The organism is Brevundimonas sp. GW821-FHT10E09, from assembly GCF_058809375.1.
The window spans coordinates 1-6,729 of record NZ_JBXASO010000028.1 but is presented as its reverse complement, the minus strand read 5'-3'; the positions used below and the strand labels follow the sequence as shown (position 1 = coordinate 6,729).

The 6,729-nt window shown below is 65.2% G+C and carries 5 protein-coding genes; 3 read left to right on the top strand and 2 right to left on the bottom strand.

All coding sequences use genetic code 11. The annotated features are described in order from the left end of the window. Positions 1-205 precede the first annotated feature (205 nt). Positions 206-640 carry a DUF2147 domain-containing protein gene (locus AC1RSI_RS16590; protein ID WP_008261622.1) on the top strand — a complete coding sequence of 145 codons (435 nt, stop codon included), beginning with the start codon at positions 206-208 and terminating at the stop codon, positions 638-640. Between the two features lie 9 nt (positions 641-649). Here AC1RSI_RS16590 and AC1RSI_RS16585 read toward each other — a convergent pair whose 3' ends face one another. After that, entirely contained in the window at positions 650-2,317 is a 1,668-nt protein-coding gene (locus tag AC1RSI_RS16585) for an FAD-binding dehydrogenase (protein WP_035309095.1), read from the bottom strand. Between the two features lie 227 nt (positions 2,318-2,544). Here AC1RSI_RS16585 and AC1RSI_RS16580 point away from each other — a divergent pair, with 227 nt between their 5' ends. Both AC1RSI_RS16580 and AC1RSI_RS16575 read left to right on the top strand, forming a co-directional pair. Beyond that, complete coding sequence (locus AC1RSI_RS16580) at positions 2,545-5,520, top strand: TonB-dependent receptor (RefSeq protein WP_035309098.1); 2,976 nt, start codon at positions 2,545-2,547, stop codon at positions 5,518-5,520. A gap of 221 nt (positions 5,521-5,741) precedes the next feature. Further along, on the top strand, positions 5,742-6,221 hold the full coding sequence (locus tag AC1RSI_RS16575; RefSeq protein ID WP_008260144.1) for a PraA/PraB family alkane oxidation protein activator: 480 nt from the start codon (positions 5,742-5,744) through the stop codon (positions 6,219-6,221). 229 nt (positions 6,222-6,450) lie between these two features. On the opposite strand, the gene AC1RSI_RS16570 is transcribed toward AC1RSI_RS16575, so the two are convergent. Beyond that, positions 6,451-6,729: hypothetical protein (locus tag AC1RSI_RS16570; RefSeq protein WP_492322705.1), on the bottom strand; the 279-nt coding region annotated here is incomplete at its 5' end.

The window sequence follows — 6,729 nt, the reverse complement described above, 5'->3', positions numbered from 1 at the left end:
TGACGTCCATCCCGAACCTCAAAAGGGGGTCCCTATTGCACGCCGATAGGGGGTCCCTTTTAGACGCCGATTGACAGGCGCTGGACTACGAGGCGCTGATGTCGGTGCCGCTGGAGCAGGCCCGCGCCCGTCTCGGCCTGTCCGGTCCGACCCTCTACGACCGGATTCCGGTCGAACTTCGCAACAGCCTCCTGGTCGCGGCTTGATGGCGCCCCTTTCAGCCGTCCTGATCGCCGGACTTCTGTGCACGGCGGTTGCGGGGCCGGCTGCGGCGGCGGACAGTCGGCTTTTGGGACGATGGCGCACCGCCGCCCAGGGGGGCGTGGTCGAGATCCACGCCTGCGGCTCGGCCCTGTGCGGTCGGCTGGTCGATGCAGCGCCGCTCCGGCGCAATCCGGACCAAAGGGACGTTCGCAATCACGATCCCGCGCTGCGCGACCGTCCGCTGCGCGGGCTGAGGGTTTTGGAGGGATTTCGCGGCGGCCCGACGACCTGGACCGGCGGGCCGCTTTACGACCCGGACAGCGGGCGGCGCGCCGCCAGCGGGCGTCTGGTCCTCATCGATCCCGATCACCTTGCGGTGCGAGGCTGCATCGCTCCCCTGCTCTGCCGAACCCAGACCTGGGTGCGGCTGCCCTAGGGCCGCCGGTCAGGCCATGGCCCGACCGGCGGCGCGACCCGTAAAGAGGCATCCGCCCAGGAAGGTGCCTTCCAGGGCGTTGTACCCATGGGCGCCGCCGCCCCCGAACCCCGCAGCTTCGCCGGCCGCGTACAAGCCTTCGAGCACTGTTCCGTCAGGCTTGAGAACGCGACTGTCCAGATCGGTCTGAATCCCGCCCAGGCTTTTGCGCGTCAGGACATGCAGCTTGACGGCGATCAACGGACCGGACCGGGGATCCAGAAGGCGATGCGGTTTTGCGACCCGGGCGAGACGATCGCCCAGGTATCGGCGGGCATTGTGAACGCCCTGGATCTGGAGGTCCTTGGCGTAGGGGTTGTCGATCTGCGCGTCCCGGGCCGCGATCACCCGCCGCACCCCCTCGACGTCCAGCAGGGGCGTCGGGGTCAGAGCATTCATCCCGGCGACGAGGTCGCCGAGTGCGTCGGCGACCACGAAGTCGGCGCCGTGCGCCTTGAACGCCTCGACCTCCGGCGACGCGCCCTTGCCCAACCGGGTTCTGAGCACTCTCAGCCAGTCTCCAGAGGTGATGTCGCCATTCTGCTCCGATCCGGAAAGCGCGAACTCCTTTTCGATGATCGCCTGGGTCAGAACGAACCAGGAGTGATCGTGCGCCGCCAGGTCGGGCGTGGTGCGCAGGTGGCGAAGAGTCGAAAGCGTGTCATAGCCCGGCAGGGCCGGGAACGGCAGGCGGCGCCCAAGGGCGTCGAGCCAGAGGGACGACGGGCCGGGCAGGATGCGGATGCCGTGCCCTGGCCAGATCGGGTCCCAATTCCGCAGACCCTCGACATAGTGCCACATCCGGTCACGGTTCACGACGCGGGCCCCGGCCGCCTCGGCGATGTCCAGCCCCCGTCCATCGACATAGGCGGGCACGCCCCTGACCATCTCGCGGGGCGGACTTCCCAGGCGCGCGGGCCACAGACGCCGCACCTTGTCATGATCCCCGCCGATCCCGCCCGTCGCGATCAGCACCGACGGAGCCCGCAGGGTGAAGGACCCCACCGCATCCCGATTGGAGGCCCGGCCGCGCCCCGCCGCGTCCGGCGCCAGTCGAACGCCTGACACCCCTGTGACCCGCCCCGCTTCAACGATCAGGTCGTCGACGCGACAGCGCGGGTGATACGCCAGCCTGCCGCGTGTCTCGGCATCGCGCACGCGAGCCGCGAACGGGCCGCTCACGCCCGTCCCGGTGCCCCATGCGACATGGAACCGGGGGACCGAGTTGCCGTGACCATCGGCGCGACCGTCCCCCCGCTCGGCCCAGCCGACCATAGGCGTCAGTCGTATCCCGTGACGCCGTAACCAGGCGCGTTTCTCGCCGGCCGCAAATTCGACATAGGCCTTTCCCCACCGCACCGCCCACTCATCCTCGGCAAGCGCGCCGTCCAGCCGATCCCAGCCCGCGCTGCCCCGCCAATCCGACCAGGCGAGATCAAAGCCGTCGCGGACGCCCAGGCGACGCTGCTCGGGGCTGTCGACCAGGAACAGGCCGCCGAATGACCAGTGGGCCTGCCCGCCCAGGTTTGCGGCGTTCTCTTGATCCACCAGCGCCACTCTGCGGCCGGCCTGAACCAGCTCGTTGGCGGCGACCAGGCCCGCCAGTCCGGCGCCGACGATCACGGCATCACAGTCCATCCTGTTTCCCCTTTTTCGCGACGCGCGCGGGCGAAGATCGACATCCGAACTCCCCCGTTCCGGATGACCGTCAACCAACACTGCTGTCAATATGTATTGACATGACGGTGAGTAGTGCGAAGTTGCCGACAACCGCCGGTGGCCCCGCCCCGTCGAGCGGAAACATCAGGCGGGAGGAAACGCACATCACGCGCCGCCGACAGACCGGCGCGCTTCGGGAGGATTTCATGGCTTCAGCGGTCAGCATTCGCGCGCGCCTCGCGCTCTCGGTATCGGCGACAGCCTTCCTGATGACCGGCGCGCCCGCGCTGGCGCAGACAACCCCACCTCAGCCGGATTCTGCTCCCGTCGTCGTGGACGACATCATCGTCACCGCCCAGAAACGCGAACAATCCGTGCAGGACGTCCCCATCGCCGTCACCGCCCTGTCGGCCGAGGCCCTGCAGTCGCGTCAGATCGATGGGGGTTCGGAACTGCTGCGCGCCGTGCCGAACGTCACCTTCTCCAAGTCCAACTTCAGCATGTACAACTTCTCGATCCGCGGGATCGGGACCAAGGCCGTCTCGGCCTCCAGCGATCCGGCGGTGGCCGTCAGCTTCAACAACACGCCCCTTATCCGCAACCGCCTGTTCGAGCAGGAATATCTGGACGTCGCCCGGGTCGAGGTGCTGCGCGGGCCGCAGGGCACCCTGTACGGCCGCAACGCCACCGGCGGCGTCGTCAACATGTTCCCCGAACTGCCCAAGTTCCGATCCGAAGGCTTCGCCGCGGGCGAACTGGGCAACTATGACAGCCGGCGCGGCCAGGCCATGCTCAACGTCCCCTTCGGCGACACATTCGCCGTGCGCGGCGCCTTCGGCTTCACCCAGCGCGACGGCTTCGACTACAACAGCTTCAACGACACCCATGTGAACGACCGCGACCTGTTCACCACTCGTCTGTCGGCCCGCTGGGAACCGACAGCGCGGTTCCGCGCCAATGCGATCTGGGAGCATTTCGAGGAAGACGACAATCGCTCGCGCACCGGCAAACAGCTGTGCACCACCGATCCGGGTCCGACCCAGGTCGGTTCGGCGTCCATCACCACGGCCTACACCCAGGACCAGCTGAGCCAGGGCTGCCTGCCCGGTTCGCTCTATGCCGACGCCGCCTATGGCGCGCCAAACGGCGGGTCCTTCGGGCCGGTTCGCCTGCTCGGCACGGCGCCGAACCTCGGCTTTGGTCCCAATTTTGAATCGATCAACCTGATCCCCCTCGGTTTCGACCCCTATGAAGGCGTGGTCCAGTCCCGCGATCTGAGAGAGATCGCCACCAGCTATGATCCGGTGTTCCGCGCCGAAAACGATGTGGTGCAGGTCAATCTGGAATTCGATCTCAGCGACACCCTGACACTCTATTCCCAGACCGCCTACGCCAAGGACGACTATTATGCGTCCCAGGACTATGCCCGCTACGTCTCCAACCCCGCCTTTGTGGACAGCAACAGTGTCTTAGACATCTTCGGCGATCCCGCGCCGTCGACCGCGACGCCGGGCGGGGTCTACACCGACCCTCAACTGGGTCCGTCAGACCGCATCCTGGCGGTGGACATCAGCCAATCGGACAATCGGCAATGGTATCAGGAGTTCCGGCTTCAGTCGAAGGGCGAAGGTCGATTCAACTTCAGCCTCGGCGCCAACTATCTCGATTTCAAATCTCAGGACGATTATTACGTCTTAAACAACACTTTCTCGCTGATCGCCGAATATTTCTACAACTTCGATTACCTACCGAACGGCGGAATCGGGACGCGGCCGTGCGACGACACCCAGCCGTTCGAATGCGTCTATGTCGATCCCAATCCGCTCAGCGAGATTAATGGAGAGGGGCACAACTACTTCCGCAGCAAGAACGTCATTCACACCCGGTCCTGGGCCGTCTTCGGTGAAGGATATTGGGATCTGACGCCTGAGCTGAGGCTGACCACCGGCCTGCGCTATACCGAGGATCGCAAGGACACGACCCCCTATCCCAGCCAACTGCTGCTGGGCGCCAATCTGAATGGCGATCCGGGCCTGGCCACGGGCGGCTATGTGCGCAGCGGCTATTACGCCCTGCCCGACGTCGAACAGAAATGGGAGGCGGTCACCGGTCGGATCGTGCTGGACTGGACGCCGGACCTGTCCTTTACCAACGACACCCTGGTCTATGCGTCGCTGTCGCGCGGCTACAAGGGCGGGGGCACCAATCCGCCCCGCCTGGACCTGAACCCGACCGTGGTCCAGTACCAGCCGCTGGCCGGCACCTTTGAGCCAGAATACGTCAACGCGTTCGAGATCGGGACCAAGAACTCGCTTCTGGACGGCATGCTCCGACTGAACGCCACCGCCTTCTACTACGACTACAAGGACTACCAGGTCTCCCAGATCGTCGATCGCATCTCGCTGAACGAAAACTTCGACGCCAAGATCTGGGGGCTTGAACTCGAGACCGTCTACAAGCCCACGCCCAACTTCCAGATCGACGCCAATTTCGGGTATCTGAAAACCCGCGTTGCAGATGGCGAGGGTTCGATCGACGTGATGAATCGGACGCAGGGCAACGAAGACTGGATCACCCTGCGGCCGTGGATCCAGGTGCCGTCGAACTGTATCGCGCCCAGAGACCTGGCCGAGCAGATCCTCAACAGCCCGTTCGGAACTGAACTCGCGATCTTCTCTCTCAGCGCCCTATGCGCCGGGTCGTCGCGGTTCGGGACCTTCAATCCCGATCTGGCCTCCAGCCTGCCCTTCTGGCAGTTCTACGGCTTCACCTACGATCCGCTCACCGAGGCGCCGAACGGCGGGCGGGGCTTCGAGGCCGACCTGAGCGGCAACGAACTGCCCAACTCGCCCAACTGGACCGCCAACATCGGGGCCCAGTACAGTTGGTTCCTGGGCGATTGGGACCTGACCCTGCGCGGCGACTACTATCGCCAGGGCGAGAGCTTCTTCCGCGTCTACAACACGGAATATGACCGGCTGGAGGGCTGGGACAATCTGAACCTCTCAGTGTCCCTGACCAACGAGGCGCGGGGCCTGAAGCTTCAGGCCTATGTCAAGAACGTCTTCGACGATGCGCCCATCGTCGACGCCTTCACCAACTCGGACGACACCGGGCTGACGACCAACGTCTTCACCTTGGACCCGCGGCTGTTCGCCGTGCGGCTGACCAAGTCGTTCTGAGATCGCCGACAGGCCGGTCGACGACCGGCCGCCCTGCAAGGCCGTCCCCCCGGCGTCGAAAGACGCCGAGCGGACGGCCTCATGTGGCATTATGCTATTGAAAAGTATACGTATTTTTCCTTGACTCCAGGTTGCTAACGGCGCTGTAAGTAGGTTGCCCCTAGCGGGTGAACACACGCTCAACGGGTCCATCCAAGGACCCACTCAAAGGGAGGACTATCATGATCAAGACGCTTTCCATCGCCGCCGCGGCGCTCGCTTCCGTCGCTCTGGCTTCCCCCAGCTTCGCCCAATCCTTCTCGCCCAGCTCGGGCAGCGTATCGGGATCAGGTTCGGTCGTCCTGTCTCAGACGACCGTCGTGACCTGCAATGTCTCCATCACCGCAAGCCCGCTGAGCGCGACCAGCGCGCCCATTCCGACCCGCAGCATCACGCCCGGCAGCGCCCTCTGCTTCGCCGTCGGACCCTACGGATCCTGGAGCGCCGCCGTGGTGCCGGGATCGACCACGTCGATCTCCCTGACCATCGGCGCCAACACCGTGGCCAACGACCCCTGCTACGGCACTGTCGTCGCCGCCTGGAACAATGCGACCAGCACGGCCACCTTCAGCAACAATGTGCTGCCGCCCGTAAACGCCGGCGGTCGCAGCTGCACGATCCGCAGCGGCTCGATCCGCATTCCAGGCCTGCAGATCCTTTAAGCCCGGCGCTCCCCTGGATCCCAAACCTGAAAAACCTCGCCGGGCGTCTCTGACGCCCGGCCCTTTTCGCTTTCCCCCTCGGCGAGGCGAGCTGGATCGTCATGCCGTGATCGAGGTCGCGTATTTCATGGGACTTACGATCCAGGACGGGGGTTGATCGTCCATGCTGGCCCTTCTGGCTCTCATCCCCGTCCAGGAAGCGCCGCCCGCTTCGCCTTCGCCCGCCCAGCTAGAAGAGGTCGAAGTGGTCGGGCGACGCGGTGCGGCCAGGGTCGCGCCAGAGCAGGAGCTTGGGCCCGAAGAAATCGACAACCTCGGCGCCTACGACATAGGCGAGGTGATCGCTCGCCTCAGCGAACGTCTGGGCTTCCAGCAACCGCCCGTTGTGATCGTGAACGGCCGCCCGGTCGTGGACGCCCGAAACTTCACGGGCTTCCCATCTGTGGACGCCCCCTTCAGCGCAAGAGTGATTTTCGGGAATTTCTGACACGTAGTCGGATGCTGCCAT

Excerpts from the sequence above, each read along its gene's own strand:
- AC1RSI_RS16590 (WP_008261622.1), top strand. The coding sequence starts at position 206 with ATGGCGCCCCTTTCAGCCGTCCTGATCGCCGGACTTCTGTGCACGGCG.
- AC1RSI_RS16585 (WP_035309095.1), bottom strand. The coding sequence starts at position 2,317 with ATGGACTGTGATGCCGTGATCGTCGGCGCCGGACTGGCGGGCCTGGTC.
- AC1RSI_RS16580 (WP_035309098.1), top strand. The coding sequence starts at position 2,545 with ATGGCTTCAGCGGTCAGCATTCGCGCGCGCCTCGCGCTCTCGGTATCG.
- AC1RSI_RS16575 (WP_008260144.1), top strand. The coding sequence starts at position 5,742 with ATGATCAAGACGCTTTCCATCGCCGCCGCGGCGCTCGCTTCCGTCGCT.